This is a genomic window from Kitasatospora sp. NPDC094028 (genome assembly GCF_049543595.1).
Taxonomy (GTDB): Bacteria; Actinomycetota; Actinomycetes; order Streptomycetales; family Streptomycetaceae; genus Kitasatospora.
The window spans coordinates 20,566-33,861 of the sequence record NZ_JBMVFA010000009.1; the positions used below are offsets into that span (position 1 = coordinate 20,566).

The following is a 13,296-nucleotide window of genomic DNA, read 5'->3' on the forward strand; positions in this document are numbered from 1 at the left end:
ACACGGACGGGTGCACCCGTTGCCCCCGTGGTGCGGACCGACCCGGGACCGACCGCACCGACCCCCGAGGCGTCCCGGCGAACAACGAAGGCAGCGCCCATGACCAAGGCCCGGCCCGGGAGTCCCCGCCGACCCGCACGACTGCTGGCCCTGACCGCCCTGGCGGCAGGCCTCGGCGCGGCCGCCTGGTCGCTGCGCGACCTGCCGGCGGCGTTCGGGCGGCGGCCGGACGCCGAGCGCGAGGAGCGGGTGCGCGACTCGCCGCAGTACCGCGACGGCGCCTTCCACAACGCCCCCTCGACGCTCGCCCGCGCCTCCGAGGCCCCCGGCTTCGACGCCGGCACCGCCCGCCGGATGCTGTTCGAGCGCGGCGGCCGGGTCCCCGCCCACCCGGTGCCGACCGTCCGCCCCGAACCGACCACCGGCCCGGCCGCCGAGGGCGTGCGGATCACCTGGTACGGGCACGCCTCCGCGCTGGTCGAGCTGGAGGGCTTCCGCGTCCTGCTCGACCCGATCTGGAGCGACCGCTGCTCCCCCGCCGCGCACGTCGGCCCCAAGCGGCTGCACCCGGTGCCGGTGGAGCTGGAGGAGCTGCCGCCGGTCGACGCGGTGCTGATCTCGCACGACCACTACGACCACCTGGACATGGCCACCGTCAAGCGCCTGATGCACACCCAGTCCGCGCCGTTCGCGGTGCCGCTCGGCATCGGCGGCCACCTGCGCCGGTGGGGCGTCCCCGAGCACCGCATCATCGAGCTGGACTGGGACGAGACCTGCACCCTGGGCGACCTGGTGCTCACCCTCACCTCGGCGCACCACTTCTCCGGTCGCGGCCTGACCCGCAACACCACCCTGTGGGGCTCCTGGGTGATCGCCGGCCCGACCCGCCGGGTCTTCTACACCGGCGACTCCGGCTACTTCGAGGGCTACGCCCGGATCGGCGAGCAGCACGGCCCGTTCGACGCCGCGCTGGTGCAGATCGGCGCCTACGACGCGGCCTGGGCGGACATCCACATGACCCCCGAGGACGCCGTGCTCGCCCACCGCGACCTGCGCGGCGGCCTGCTCGTCCCGGTGCACTGGTGCACCTTCAACCTCGGCCTGCACCCGTGGGCCGAGCCAGTCGAACGGCTGCTCGCCGAGGCCAAGGCGCAGGCCGTCCCGCTGGCCGTCCCGCGCCCCGGCGAGCAGGTCGACGTCGACAACCCGCCGGAGCTGGACGGCTGGTGGGAGACCGTCGGCTGACACGGGCCGACCACCACGGGCGGGCCGGCCGAAATGTGCTGGCCGAATACCCGGTGGACGGGAAATGATGCGGTGCGGGCGCCCCTGTGCGGTGCCCGCGCCACACCCCCCGCGACCTGGGAGCCCGCTTGCCTCCGATCCCTCCGGCCGACCGCGTCGGCGCCCCGCGCGCCGTCGACCCGCTGTTCCTCGCCCTCCCGCTGCGCGCCCTCGCCGACGCGGCCCTCACCCGGGCCCGCGAACTCGGCGCCGCGCACGCCGACTTCCGGCTGGAGCGGGTCCGCAGCGCCTCCTGGCGGCTGCGCGACGCCCGCCCCGCCGGCACCTCCGACAGCCTGCAGCTCGGCTTCGCCGTCCGGGTGCTGCTGGACGGCGCCTGGGGCTTCGCCGCCGGCGTGGACCTCACCCCCGGCGCCGCGGCCAGGGTCGCCGAGCAGGCCGTCGCGGTGGCCCGCCTCTCCGGCGGGATCAGCCGGGCGGCCGGCGCCACCGAGCGGGTCGAGCTGGCCGACGAGCCGGTCCACCGGGACGTCACCTGGGTCTCCGCGTACGAGGTGAACCCCTTCGAGGTGCCCGACGCCGAGAAGACGGCGCTGCTCGCCGAGTGGAGCTCCCGGCTGCTGGCCGCCGAGGGCGTCTCGCACGTCCAGGCGAGCCTGCTGACCGTCCAGGAGAACAAGTTCTACGCGGACACCGCCGGCACCGTCACCACCCAGCAGCGCATCCGGCTGCACCCGGAGCTGGAGGCCACCTCGGTCGACGAGCGCACCGGCGCCTTCGACACCATGCGCACGCTGGCCCCGCCGGCCGGCCGCGGCTTCGAGTACCTGACCGGGACGGGCTGGGACTGGGACGCCGAACTCGCCGAGCTGCCCGGCCTGCTGGCCGAGAAGATGAAGGCCCCGAGCGTGCGGGCCGGCCGCTACGACCTGGTCATCGACCCGTCCAACCTCTGGCTGACCATCCACGAGTCGATCGGCCACGCCACCGAGCTGGACCGCGCCCTCGGCTACGAGGCCGCCTACGCCGGCACCTCCTTCGCCACCTTCGACCAGCTGGGCACGCTGAAGTACGGCTCCGAGCTGATGCACGTCACCGGCGACCGCACCGCCGAGCACGGCCTGTCCACCATCGGCTACGACGACGAGGGCGTGGCCACCCAGTCCTGGGACCTGGTCCGGGACGGCATCCTGGTCGGCTACCAACTCGACCGCGGCATGGCCAAGTTGAAGGGCTTCGAGCGCTCCAACGGCTGCGCCTTCGCGGACTCCCCGGCGCACGTGCCGGTGCAGCGGATGGCCAACGTCTCGCTCCAGCCCGCCGCCGACGGCCCGGACACCGCGGGCCTGCTCGCCCAGGTGGAGAACGGCCTGTACATCGTCGGCGACCGTTCGTGGTCGATCGACATGCAGCGCTACAACTTCCAGTTCACCGGCCAGCGCGCCTACGCCATCAAGAACGGCGAACTCGCCGGCCAGGTCAAGGACTTCGCCTACCAGGCCACCACCACCGACTTCTGGGGCTCGATGGCCGCGGTCGGCGGCCCGCAGACCTACGTCCTCGGCGGCGCCTTCAACTGCGGCAAGGCCCAGCCCGGCCAGGTCGCCGCGGTCAGCCACGGCTGCCCGTCCGCGCTGTTCCGCAACGTCAACGTGCTCAACACCCAGCAGGAGGCGGGTCACTGATGACCGACCTGACCGCGAACCGGCCGCACGAACTCGTCGAGCTGGCACTCGGCCTCTCCCGCGCCGACGGCTGCGTGGTGATCGCCGACGAGGAGTCCACCGCCAACCTGCGCTGGGCCGGCAACGCGCTGACCACCAACGGCGTCACCCGGGGCCGGCGCCTCACCGTGATCGCCACCGTGGACGGCGCCGAGGGCACCGCCTCCGGCGTGGTCTCCCGCGAGGCCGTCACCGCCGAGGACGTCGAGGCCCTGGTGCGCGCCGCCGAGGACGCCGCCCGCGCGGCCGGCCCGGCCGAGGACGCCCAGCCGCTGGCCGCCGACCGCCCGTCGTCCCCGGACTTCACCGAGCCCCCGGCGGAGACCTCGATCGAGGTCTTCGACGCCTTCGGCCCGGCCCTCGGCGAGGCCTTCGCCCGCGCCGCCGCCCAGGGCGAGCTGCTGTACGGCTTCGCCCGCCACGAGGTCACCAGCAGCTACCTGGGCAGCTCGACCGGCCTGCGGCTGCGCCACGACCAGCCCACCGGCATGGTCGAGATCAACGCCAAGACGGCCGACCTGTCCGGCTCCGCCTGGGCCGGCGCCGCCACCCGTGACTTCACCGACGTGGACGTCGCGGCCCTGCACGCCGAGCTGACCAAGCGCCTCGGCTGGGGCGCCCGCAAGGTCGACCTGCCGGCCGGCCGCTACGAGACGCTGCTGCCGCCCTCGGCCGTCGCCGACCTGATGGTCTACCTCAACTGGTCCTCCGGCGGCCGGGACGCCCACGAGGGCCGCACCGTCTTCGCCAAGCCCGGCGGCGGCACCCGGATCGGCGACAAGCTCAGCGCCCTGCCGCTGACCCTGCGCTCCGACCCGAGCGAGGAGGGCCTGGAGGCCGCGCCGTTCGTGCTCGCGCACTCCACCGGCGGGGACGTCTCGGTCTTCGACAACGGCCTGCCGATCGAGGCCACCGAGTGGATCCGCGAGGGCGTGCTCAACGACCTGGTCACCAACCGCCACGCGGCCGGCCTCACCGGCCTGCCGCTGCGCCCGCCCGTCGACAACCTGGTGCTGGAGACGGCCGACCAGGCGACGGCGCCGACGCTGGACGAGATGATCGCCCGCACCGAGCGCGGCCTGCTGCTCACCTGCCTCTGGTACATCCGCGAGGTGGACCCGGCGACGCTGCTGCTCACCGGCCTCACCCGGGACGGCGTCTACCTGGTCGAGAACGGCGAAGTGGTCGGCGCCGTCAACAACTTCCGGTTCAACGAGTCCCCGGTGGACCTGCTGAACCGGATCACCGAGGTGGGCCGCACCGAGCGCTGCCTGCCGCGCGAGTGGAGCGACTACTTCACCCGCACCGCGATGCCACCCGTGCGTGTCGCGGACTTCAACATGAGTTCGGTCAGCCAGGCCTCATAGCCGCTGGTCGACGGGGGGATACGAGAGACATGACGGACGAGAAGCGGACGGTCAGAACCAGCAAGATGCTGTCCCGCATCCTGCGGCACGACCCCGGGCGGGTCGGCATCGAGCTGGACGAGGCCGGCTGGGTCCGGATCGACGTGCTGCTCGCCGCCCTGGCGGCCAAGGGCAACCGGCTGACCAGGGCCGAGCTGGACCACGTCGTGGCGACCAACAACAAGCGCCGTTTCGGCTACTCCGCGGACGGTCTCTCGATCCGCGCCAACCAGGGCCACACGGTGGCGGTCGACCTCGGTCTGGCCGCCGCCGTGCCGCCCCCGGTGCTGTACCACGGCACCGCCGACCGCCACCTGGCGTCGATCTTCCACGAGGGCCTGCGCCCGATGGCCCGCCAGGACGTCCACCTGTCGGCGGACACCGAGACGGCCACCCGGGTCGGCGCCCGGCACGGCCGCCCGGTGGTGCTGACCGTCAACGCGGCCGCGATGACGGCGGACGGCCACGAGTTCCGGCTCAGCGAGAACGGCGTCTGGCTCACCGACGCCGTCCCCCCGCAGTACCTCTCCCGGCGCTCGTAGCGCGCTCGCACACCCGACCGGGTGGGCGCCGCCCACCCGGTCTCGTCGCCGCCCCGCCTCCGGCGTACCGTGAGGAAGTCGTGCGGCGAGGCACGCGGACGCGTGGACGAGGGCGGTTGGACACATGGGCAAGAACGGTGGCGAGGTCTACCGGATCACCGGAGCGCGCAGCAGCCTGAGCGAGGACGTCGGGGGGCGCCAGCGCCGGTACGTCATCTCGATGCTGCTCCGCACGGTCTGCGTGCTGCTCGCCGTGGTGCTGTGGGACGTCCAGCGCTGGCTGGCCTTCGGGGCGCTGGCGGGAGCCGTGCTGCTGCCGTACTTCGCGGTGCTGATCGCCAACGCGGGCCGGGAGCGGGCCCCGGGTCTGCCGAGCACCTTCGACATCCCCGCCGACACCCCGCTGATGCTCGGCCCCGGCGGCACCGGTGGGACGGGTGGGAAGCCTGCGCCGGGTGGTACGGGCGGGGCTCAGGAGGCGACCACCGATTCTTCACAGGACGTGAGCTGACTGTCCGTTCTGGTCGGTTTCGTCATGATGTGGACCGCCGAAAGCTCAAAATAACCTCAGATTAATCATGCAGGACCTCCCCATCCGAGGCCCTCGGCGTGACATACTGCGTACGCGCTCCGCATCCCCCGTCGGAGCGACGGACCGACGCCGGGCGGCTCCCCCCGTGGCTGCCCGGCGTCGCCATGCCCGCGCCCGGGCAGCGCGGGGTCGCGTGACAGACTGGCGGTGACGACGCACCCGCCAAGCACCGAGGACGGCCCGATGGACACCCCGATCTGCTCCGCCAAGGGCTGCCGGGCGGACGCCCGCTGGGTGCTGGTGTGGAACAACCCCGCGCTGCACACGCCGGACCGCCGCAAGACCTGGCTCGCGTGCGACGAGCACCGCGAGCACCTGTCGCAGTTCCTCGGCGTGCGCGGCTTCCTCAAGGAGACCGTCGCCTTCGCCGACTGGACGCCCGAGCCAGCGGAGAACCCGGGCCGCTAGGGCCCGTCTTCAAACCCCCGCCTGCGGGCCGACGCCGGGGCACGCACCTCGCCGCGTTGTCGTCGGTCGCCAATGCTCCGCAGTGGCTCCCTCCTCCGCCTTGCGATGCACGCACCCCAACGCCGCCCCGCCCGCCCTCCGGGCGGACGACGGGGGTTTGAAGACGGGCCCTAGGACTCAGCCGCCGATCGCCGACATCGGCCGGTCGGGCTGGTGGAACTCCGGGTCGTCGATGCCGGCCCCGGCCTTCTTGCCCCACATCGCCGCCCGCCACAGCGCGGCCAGCTCGGCGTCGTCCGCCCCCGAGCGCAGCGCGCCGCGCAGGTCGGTCTCCCCGGTCGCGAACAGGCAGTTGCGCACCTGCCCGTCCGCGGTGAGCCTGGTCCGGTCGCAGGCCCGGCAGAACGGGCGGGTGACGGAGGCGATCACGCCCACCCGGCCCGGGCCGCCGTCCACCAGCCAGCGCTCGGCGGGCGCCGCGCCCCGGCCGGCGGCGGGCTCCGGGGTGAGCGCGAAGCGGGCGCCGAGCAGGTCCAGGATCTCCCCGGCGGTGACCATCGAGGAGCGGTCCCAGCCGTGCTGGGCGTCCAGCGGCATCTGCTCGATGAAGCGCAGCTCGTAGCCGTGCTCCAGGCACCAGGCCAGCAGGTCGGCCGCCTCGTGGTCGTTGACCCCGCGCATCAGCACCGCGTTCAGCTTGACCGGTGCCAGCCCGGCGGCCTCGGCGGCGGCGAGCCCGTCCAGCACGTCGTGGTGGCGCCGGCGGCGGGTGAGGGTGTGGAAGACGTCCGGGTCGAGGGTGTCCAGCGAGACGTTCACCCGGTCGAGCCCGGCCGTGCGCAGCGCCGCGGCCGTCCGGGCCAGGCCTATGCCGTTGGTGGTCAGCGACAGCTCGGGGCGCGGCTCAAGCCGCGCGCAGGCCTCGACGATGCCGACCAGTCCGGGCCGCAGCAGCGGCTCGCCGCCGGTGAAGCGCACCTCCCGCACGCCCAGCTCGCGCACCGCGAGGGAGACCAGCCGGACGATCTCCTCGTCGGTCAGCAGGTCGGGCTTGGCCAGCCACTGCAGGCCCTCCTCCGGCATGCAGTAGGTGCAGCGCAGGTTGCACCGGTCGGTCAGGGAGACGCGGAGATCGACAGCCTGCCGACCGAAGGTGTCCAGCAGCACGTACGTCCCTTCCCGAGAAATGCGACCGGCCCGGCCACCGTCGACGGCGGGGCCGGGCCAGCATAGTCATCGCACAACGATCAATGGGCGCCCAGTCCGGTCAGCGAGCGGACCTCCAGTTCAGCGTACTTCGCCGGGTCGGCCCGTTCGCGGGAGAGCAGGGTGCCGATCCACCCGGCGAGGAAGCCGACCGGGATGGAGACCAGGCCGGGGTTCTCCAGCGGGAACCAGTGGAAGTCGGAGTCCGGGAAGAGCGAGGTCTTGGCGCCGGAGACGACCGGGGAGAAGACCACCAGCACCACCGAGCTGATCAGGCCGGCGTAGACCGAGCTGACCGCGCCGGCGGTGGTGAAGCGCTTCCAGAACAGCGAGTAGAGCAGGGTCGGCAGGTTGGCCGAGGCGGCCACCGCGAAGGCCAGGGCGACCAGCGCGGCGGTGTTGAGCTTGTCCGCGTAGAGGCTGAGCACGATGGCGACGGCGCCGATCACCACCGCGGCCCACTTCGCCGAGCGCACCTCCTCCTTCTCGCTCGCCCGGCCGCGCCGGATCACGTTGGCATAGAGGTCGTGTGCGAAGGAGGCGGAGGAGGCCAGGGTGAGCCCGGCGACCACGGCGAGGATGGTGGCGAAGGCGACGGCCGAGATCACCGCGAGCAGCACCGCGCCGCCGGTCGTCCCGGCACCGCCGCCGAGCACCTCGGCGAGCTGCGGGGCCGCCGTGTTGCCGGAGGCGCTGGCGGCCTTGATCTCCTTGGAGCCGACCAGCGCCGCCGCGCCGAAGCCGAGCGCCAGCGTCATCAGGTAGAAGACGCCGATGATGCCGATCGCCCAGAGCACCGACTTCCGGGCCGCCTTGGCGGTGGGCACGGTGTAGAAGCGGACCAGGATGTGCGGCAGGCCGGCGGTGCCGAGCACCAGCGCGATGCCCAGGCTGATGAAGTCGAGCTTGGAGGTGTTGCTGACACCGTACTTCAGCCCCGGTTCCAGGAAGGCCTCGCCCTTGCCGCTCGCCGAGGCGGCCGCGCCGAGCAGCTCCGAGGGGTTGAAGTGGTACTTGGCGAGCACCAGGACGGTCATCAGCGCGGCGCCGGCGATCAGCAGGACCGCCTTGACGATCTGGACCCAGGTGGTGCCCTTCATGCCCCCTATCACCACGTAGACGACCATCAGCGCGCCGACCGCGACGATGGTCCAGCGCTTGGCGCCGTCCCCGCTGACCCCGAGCAGCAGGGCGACCAGCGTGCCGGCCCCGACCATCTGGGCGAGCAGGTAGAAGATCGACACCACGATGGTGGAGACGCCGGCGGCGGTGCGCACCGGGCGCTGGCGCATCCGGAACGCCAGCACGTCCGCCATGGTGAAGCGGCCGGAGTTGCGCAGCGGCTCGGCGATCAGCAGCAGCGCGACCAGCCAGGCGACCAGGAAGCCGATCGAGTACAGGAAGCCGTCGTAGCCGGACAGCGAGATCGCCCCGGCGATGCCGAGGAAGGACGCGGCGGACATGTAGTCGCCCGAGATGGCCAGGCCGTTCTGGAAGCCGGTGAAGCCGCGGCCGCCGGCGTAGAAGTCGGCGGCGCTGCGGTTCTGCCGCCCGACCCAGACGGTGATGACCAGGGTGGCCAGGACGAAGACCCCGAAGAGGGTCATGGTCAGGCCGCGGTGCTCCGTGGCGGAGCTGGCGAGCTCTGTCATTCGGCGGACTCCCGGGGGGCGTGGACGACGGCGCCGTGCGCCTCGCGGATCGCGGTGGCGGTCGGGTCGATCCGCCGGTTCGCGTAGCGGGCGTACCAGGCGGCGATGGCGAAGGTGGTGGCGAACTGGAGCAGCCCGAGCACCAGGGCCACGTTGACGTGCCCGACGACCTTCGTTCCCATCAGCCCGGGGGCGTAGCAGGAGAGCAGGACGTACAGCAGGTACCAGAGTACGAATCCGATGGTGACGGGGAAGGCGAAGCTCCGGAACGAGCGCCGTAGCGTGCGGAACTCCTCGCTCCTGTCGATGAGTTGGACGTCCGTAGGGGTCGTGGTGATCGGCGGCGAATCCACTCTTACTCCTCACTCCTTCGGCGTAGCGGTCACACGTGGGGAACGATCGAACGTGAGGGGCGTCACAGTTCTCGTGCGCGCCGCGCAATGCTAGGAGCGTCGTGCCCAACCCGAAAGGGGTTGATCACGATCAGCCAGTCGTTCACCCCCTCGCACCATCCAATTGGCCGAAAAACGCCACAACCTCCACAACCGGAGCCGGCCACACACCGAAGGGGCGGCACCGCCCAGCGATGCCGCCCCTTCAGGACTTTGACGAACCGTCAGCCGCCGACCCGTCAGAAGCTGATCCGGACCTTCAGTGCGGAGCGGTCGTCCATCGCCCGGTAGCCGTCCGGCACGCCGTCCAGGTCCACCGTCCGGTCGAAGACCAGGCCCGGCTCGATGGCGCCCGCGAGGACGTCCGGCAGCAGCTCGGGGATGTACGCGCGGGCCGGCGCGACGCCACCGTTCAGCGAAACGTTCCGCCCGAACATCTGGCCGATATCCACCCCGGCGCTCCCGCCGTGCGGCACCCCGACGTAGCCGACCGCGCCGCCGTCCCGGGCGATCGAGATCGCCGTGCGCATCGACTCCTCGGTGCCGACCGCCTCCAGCACCGCGTGCGCGCCCTGCCCGCCGGTCAGCTCCTTCACCGCCTCGATCGCGGCCTCGCCGCGCTCGGCCACCACGTCCGTCGCCCCGAAGCGCCGGGCCAGCTCGGTCCGGGCCGTGTGCCGGCCCAGCGCGATGATCCGGCCCGCGCCCAGCCGCCGCGCCGCCAGCACCCCGCACAGGCCCACCGCGCCGTCGCCGACCACCGCGACCGTGGCACCCTCGCGCACCCCGGCCGAGACCGCCGCGTGGTGCCCGGTGGCCATCACGTCGGACAGCGCCAGCAGCCCGGGCAGCAGCTTCTCGTCCCCCGCCGCCTCCTTCGGCAGCTTCACCAGGGTGCCGTCCGCGAACGGCACCCGGACCGCCTCGCCCTGCCCGCCGTCCGAGCCGACCTGGCCCCAGAACCCGCCGTGCGGGCAGGAGGTCTGCAGGCCGTCGCGACAGAACTCACACGTCCCGTCCGACCAGACGAACGGCGCCACCACGAGGTCGCCCTTCGCGAAGCCGCGCACCTCGGCGCCGACCTCCTCGACCGTCCCCAGGAACTCGTGGCCGATCCGCTGCCCGGCCACCCGCTGCGCGACCCCGCGGTACGCCCACAGGTCGCTGCCGCAGATGCAGGCGTTCAGCACCCGGACCACCACGTCGGTCGGGTGCTGGATCACCGGGTCCGGGACCTCTTCGATCCGGATGTCGTTGGGGCCGTGGATCACGGTGGCGCGCATGGAATCTCGTCCTCACGGGAGCGGAGCAGAAACGGAACGGCTGCCGGAAAGCAGTCGGAACAGCTGTCCGAATTCCCCCGTCGACCACTCTATTCCCGGCACCCGGCCCGAACACTTCGACCGGGTCCGCCGCCCCGCCCCTTATCCTGTTGGACCATGCAACCGATCCAGCCCGAGACGTACGGCGCGCCGCGGACCGCCCCGGTCCCCGCCCAGCGCTCCGCCGCCCCCGCCGAGGGCTTCGCGGTGGTCGACGTCGAGACCACCGGTCTCGGCCGCTCGGACCGCGTCATCTCCGCGGGCGTCTACCAGCTGGACCACGACGGCGAGGTCACCGACCACTGGTACACCCTGGTCAACCCCGAGCGGGACCCGGGCCCGGTCTGGATCCACGGCCTCACCGCCGAGCTGCTCGCCTCCGCCCCGACCTTCCCCCAGGTCGCCGACGAGTTCGCCGAACGGCTGCGCGGCCGCGTCCTGGTCGCCCACAACGCGCTCTTCGACTGGAACATGATCTCCCGCGAGTTCTCCCGGGCCGGCCTGCGCGCCCCGGTCGAGCAGCGGCTGTGCACCATGGTCCTCTCCCGCGACCTGCGCCTGCCGCTGCCCAACGGCAAGCTCTCCTCGCTCGCCGCCCACTTCGGCGTCCAGCAGCGCCACGCCCACAACGCCCTGGACGACGCCCGGGTGCTCGCCGAGGCCTTCCGCCCCAGCCTGCACCTGGCCCGCTCGGGCGGCGTCCCGCTGCCGCTGCAGAACTGCGTCGCGGTCACCGACCTCGGCGAGGACGAGCCCGCCGCCCCCGGCCGCTCCTCCTGGACCGGATCCCAGTACCGCCAGTCCAAGAAGCGCCCGCCGTGCCCGTACTCGAACCCGGGCCGCTGGGAGGACGGCAAGCCGCTCGTCCAGGGCATGCGGGTGGCCTTCACCGGCGACACCGCCACCGACCGCGAGCTGCTGGAGGACCGCGCCGTCGAGGCCGGCCTGCACATCGCCACGTCGGTGAGCCGGCTCACCAGCCTGCTGGTCACCAACGAGCCGAACAGCTGGAGCGGCAAGGCCCGCAAGGCCCGTGAGCTGGGCACCCCGGTGGTCGGCGAGGACGCCTTCCTGCAGCTCCTGCGCGAGGTCGCCCCGCACCCCGGTGCGTGAGCCGGGTGTGAGGTCGGCGTACCGTTCCCGTGTGTACCGTTTCCTGCTGACCCGCCAGTGGCTGATCACCATCCTGATCGCGCTGCTGCTGATCCCCGCGACGATCGAGCTGGGGTTCTGGCAGCTGCACCGCCACCAGGCGCGGGTGGCCCGGAACGAGCTGATCGGCAAGGCCCTCACGGCCGCACCCGTCCCGTTCGACACCCTGTCGGCGGCCCCGGGCACGGCCGTCCCCAAGGACCTCACCTGGCGCGCGGTGACGGCCACCGGCCAGTACGACCCGGCGCACGAGTTCGTGGTCCGCAAGCGGACCGACTCCAGCGGCACCATCGGCTACTTCGTGGTGACCCCGCTGAAGCTCTCGGACGGCAAGGGCACCGTCCTGGTCAACCGCGGCTGGGTCGCCTCCGCCGCCACCGCCACCGAGTACCCGGCCGTCCCGGCCGCCCCGGCCGGCGAGGTCACCCTCACCGGCCGGCTGCGCCCCGACGAGACCACCGGCGGCAGCGAGGGCTTCGTCAAGGACCGGGCCGGCCTGCCCGACCGCCAGTTCAACCTGATCAACACCGCGCAGCAGACCAAGGAGACCGGCACCGAACTGCTCGGCGGCTACCTCGAACTCACCGGCACCACCCCGGCGCCGGCCGACCAGCCGCAGCTGATCCCCGATCCCAACCACTCGGACATCGGCCCGCACATGGCCTACGCCGTCCAGTGGTGGCTGTTCACCGGGATGATCCCGGTCGGCGTCTGGGTCCTCGCCCGCCGCGAGGCCAAGGACCGCGCCAAGCAGGCCGCCGAGGCCGAGGCCGGCGCCGAGCCCGTCCCCGCGTAGGGCCCCGGCCGCTACAGGACGTCCGCCAGCTCCCGCAGCAGCCGCGCCTTCGCCCGCGCGCCCACCACCGACCGCACCGGCTGCCCGTCCCGGAACACCATCAGCGTCGGCATCGACAGCACCCCGTACGCGGCCTGGGTGCGCGGGTTGCGGTCCACGTCCACGCTCACCACCCGCAGCCGGTGCGCCTCCTCCCGCGCGATGTCCGCCAGCACCGGCGCCATCATCCGGCACGGCGGGCACCAGTCCGCCGTGAAGTCCACCAGCACCGGCCCCTGCGCCGACAGCACCTCCGCCGCGAACGTGTCGTCCGTCACCGCCGGCACCCCTGCGATCGCCACCATCGCCTACTCCTCCTCCGTGGTCATCCCGCACAGCGGGGCCCGATCGGCCTCCGCCGCCAACTCGTCCCGCGCCCGCACCGCCCGCTCGAACTGCCCGGCGACCTGCTGCCGGACGGCCTCCAGCCGCGCGATGCACGCGTCCAGCTCGGCCAGCTTCCGCCGGTACACCTCCAGCGACGCCGGGCACGAGTCCCCCTCCGGATGCCCCGCCCGCAGGCACTCCACGAACGGCCGGGTCTCCTCCAGCTCGAAGCCGAAGTCCCGCAGCATCCGGATCTCCCGGAGCAGCCGCAGGTCCGCCTCGTCGTAGGCCCGGTACCCGTTGCCCGCCCGCCGGGCCGGCAACAGCCCCAGCTGCTCGTAGTACCGCAGCGCCCGCGTGGTGGTCCCCGCCCGCTCCGCCAACTCCCCGATCCGCATGACCGCCTCCCGTGCTTCCGGACACCGACCGTAAACCTTGCCCCCGACGTCAACGCCAGCCCCGGGCCGGGCCGCCCGGCGGGCAAGATGGTCCC

The 13,296-nt window shown here is 73.1% G+C and carries 14 protein-coding genes; 8 read left to right on the forward strand and 6 right to left on the reverse strand.

Annotated elements, in window-relative coordinates; translation table 11 throughout:
• Window positions 1-99 precede the first annotated feature (99 nt).
• The 6 genes from ACPC54_RS16090 (at window position 100) to ACPC54_RS16115 (ending at window position 5,917) form a co-directional block, all read left to right on the forward strand.
• Window positions 100-1,245 (forward strand): MBL fold metallo-hydrolase, encoded by a 1,146-nt coding sequence (locus ACPC54_RS16090; RefSeq protein WP_498965408.1) that lies wholly within the window; start codon window positions 100-102, stop codon window positions 1,243-1,245.
• 128 nt (window positions 1,246-1,373) lie between these two features.
• The gene (locus ACPC54_RS16095; protein ID WP_498965409.1) at window positions 1,374-2,930 is read left to right on the forward strand and encodes a TldD/PmbA family protein; all 1,557 of its coding nucleotides are present in this window, start codon (window positions 1,374-1,376) and stop codon (window positions 2,928-2,930) included.
• The gene (locus tag ACPC54_RS16100; RefSeq protein ID WP_498965410.1) at window positions 2,930-4,336 is read left to right on the forward strand and encodes a metallopeptidase TldD-related protein; all 1,407 of its coding nucleotides are present in this window, start codon (window positions 2,930-2,932) and stop codon (window positions 4,334-4,336) included. Before ACPC54_RS16095 ends, ACPC54_RS16100 begins: the two co-directional genes overlap by 1 nt.
• A 29-nt stretch (window positions 4,337-4,365) precedes the next feature.
• A complete protein-coding gene (locus ACPC54_RS16105; protein WP_498965411.1) occupies window positions 4,366-4,917 on the forward strand; it encodes an RNA 2'-phosphotransferase in 552 nt (183 codons plus the stop codon).
• A 124-nt stretch (window positions 4,918-5,041) separates the two neighbouring features.
• A complete protein-coding gene (locus tag ACPC54_RS16110; protein WP_498965412.1) occupies window positions 5,042-5,428 on the forward strand; it encodes a DUF3099 domain-containing protein in 387 nt (128 codons plus the stop codon).
• Window positions 5,429-5,692: 264 nt separating this feature from the next.
• Window positions 5,693-5,917: a hypothetical protein gene (locus tag ACPC54_RS16115; RefSeq protein ID WP_498965413.1), complete on the forward strand. Its 225-nt coding sequence runs from the start codon at window positions 5,693-5,695 to the stop codon at window positions 5,915-5,917.
• Window positions 5,918-6,094: 177 nt separating this feature from the next.
• Here the strand turns inward: ACPC54_RS16115 and moaA are convergent, their stop codons facing one another.
• The 4 genes from moaA to ACPC54_RS16135 form a co-directional block, all read right to left on the reverse strand.
• Window positions 6,095-7,084, reverse strand: a complete 990-nt coding sequence (gene moaA, locus ACPC54_RS16120; protein WP_498965414.1) for a GTP 3',8-cyclase MoaA — start codon at window positions 7,082-7,084, stop codon at window positions 6,095-6,097.
• A gap of 80 nt (window positions 7,085-7,164) precedes the next feature.
• The gene (locus ACPC54_RS16125) at window positions 7,165-8,775 is read right to left on the reverse strand and encodes a monocarboxylic acid transporter (protein WP_498965415.1); all 1,611 of its coding nucleotides are present in this window, start codon (window positions 8,773-8,775) and stop codon (window positions 7,165-7,167) included.
• Window positions 8,772-9,128: a DUF485 domain-containing protein gene (locus ACPC54_RS16130; RefSeq protein WP_498965416.1), complete on the reverse strand. Its 357-nt coding sequence runs from the start codon at window positions 9,126-9,128 to the stop codon at window positions 8,772-8,774. The genes ACPC54_RS16125 and ACPC54_RS16130 overlap by 4 nt, the downstream gene beginning before the upstream one ends.
• Window positions 9,129-9,406: 278 nt before the next feature.
• Window positions 9,407-10,450: a zinc-dependent alcohol dehydrogenase family protein gene (locus ACPC54_RS16135; RefSeq protein WP_498965417.1), complete on the reverse strand. Its 1,044-nt coding sequence runs from the start codon at window positions 10,448-10,450 to the stop codon at window positions 9,407-9,409.
• Between the two features lie 156 nt (window positions 10,451-10,606).
• Here ACPC54_RS16135 and ACPC54_RS16140 point away from each other — a divergent pair, with 156 nt between their 5' ends.
• Both ACPC54_RS16140 and ACPC54_RS16145 read left to right on the forward strand, forming a co-directional pair.
• Complete coding sequence (locus ACPC54_RS16140; protein ID WP_498965418.1) at window positions 10,607-11,602, forward strand: DEDDh family exonuclease; 996 nt, start codon at window positions 10,607-10,609, stop codon at window positions 11,600-11,602.
• A gap of 31 nt (window positions 11,603-11,633) precedes the next feature.
• Complete coding sequence (locus tag ACPC54_RS16145; RefSeq protein ID WP_498965419.1) at window positions 11,634-12,437, forward strand: SURF1 family cytochrome oxidase biogenesis protein; 804 nt, start codon at window positions 11,634-11,636, stop codon at window positions 12,435-12,437.
• Window positions 12,438-12,448: 11 nt separating this feature from the next.
• Here the strand turns inward: ACPC54_RS16145 and trxA are convergent, their stop codons facing one another.
• The gene (gene trxA, locus ACPC54_RS16150) at window positions 12,449-12,781 is read right to left on the reverse strand and encodes a thioredoxin (RefSeq protein WP_498965420.1); all 333 of its coding nucleotides are present in this window, start codon (window positions 12,779-12,781) and stop codon (window positions 12,449-12,451) included.
• Window positions 12,782-12,784: 3 nt separating this feature from the next.
• Window positions 12,785-13,201, reverse strand: a complete 417-nt coding sequence (locus ACPC54_RS16155; RefSeq protein WP_498965421.1) for a MerR family transcriptional regulator — start codon at window positions 13,199-13,201, stop codon at window positions 12,785-12,787.
• Window positions 13,202-13,296 lie beyond the last annotated feature (95 nt).

Bases quoted from the DNA above. Each gene is read 5' to 3' on its own strand.
- ACPC54_RS16090 (WP_498965408.1), top strand. From the start codon at position 100: ATGACCAAGGCCCGGCCCGGGAGTCCCCGCCGACCCGCACGACTGCTG.
- ACPC54_RS16100 (WP_498965410.1), top strand. From the start codon at position 2,930: ATGACCGACCTGACCGCGAACCGGCCGCACGAACTCGTCGAGCTGGCA.
- ACPC54_RS16105 (WP_498965411.1), top strand. From the start codon at position 4,366: ATGACGGACGAGAAGCGGACGGTCAGAACCAGCAAGATGCTGTCCCGC.
- ACPC54_RS16110 (WP_498965412.1), top strand. From the start codon at position 5,042: ATGGGCAAGAACGGTGGCGAGGTCTACCGGATCACCGGAGCGCGCAGC.
- ACPC54_RS16115 (WP_498965413.1), top strand. From the start codon at position 5,693: ATGGACACCCCGATCTGCTCCGCCAAGGGCTGCCGGGCGGACGCCCGC.
- ACPC54_RS16125 (WP_498965415.1), bottom strand. From the start codon at position 8,775: ATGACAGAGCTCGCCAGCTCCGCCACGGAGCACCGCGGCCTGACCATG.
- ACPC54_RS16135 (WP_498965417.1), bottom strand. From the start codon at position 10,450: ATGCGCGCCACCGTGATCCACGGCCCCAACGACATCCGGATCGAAGAG.
- ACPC54_RS16140 (WP_498965418.1), top strand. From the start codon at position 10,607: ATGCAACCGATCCAGCCCGAGACGTACGGCGCGCCGCGGACCGCCCCG.
- trxA (WP_498965420.1), bottom strand. From the start codon at position 12,781: ATGGTGGCGATCGCAGGGGTGCCGGCGGTGACGGACGACACGTTCGCG.
- ACPC54_RS16155 (WP_498965421.1), bottom strand. From the start codon at position 13,201: ATGCGGATCGGGGAGTTGGCGGAGCGGGCGGGGACCACCACGCGGGCG.